Annotated in this window: 1 protein-coding gene; it reads right to left on the bottom strand. The window is 59.1% G+C overall.

What is annotated here, in order from left to right; translation table 11 throughout:
• The coding region (locus tag FDX22_RS03690; RefSeq protein ID WP_146716716.1) for a head decoration protein at positions 1 to 276 on the bottom strand (276 nt) is incomplete at both ends.

A 276-nucleotide genomic window follows, 5' to 3' on the forward strand; every position in this document is an offset into this window, starting at 1 on the left:
TCTCGTCGCTGGCAGCCTCCGGCCAGAGCACATCCTCATAACGGAACGTGCCGGACTTGTAGAACGTCAGCGTAGTGCTGGTCTGATCGGCAGCGACCGCCAGAATGCCAACGGCTGCACCGTCGGTGGTACTATCCCACGCAATCAGCTTCCGGGTGGAGGTATCAGGCATCAGCGGGGTCATTGCAGGCGTTTTCGCACTCAATCCGCCAGGTGCAGTTGCTGTATGAGCCGGGTCACTGTTGCCCAGCGGCTGGTAATGGGTAAAGGTTTCTT

Source organism: Citrobacter sp. TBCS-14 (assembly GCF_005280805.1).
Classification (GTDB): domain Bacteria; phylum Pseudomonadota; class Gammaproteobacteria; order Enterobacterales; family Enterobacteriaceae; genus Citrobacter; species Citrobacter gillenii.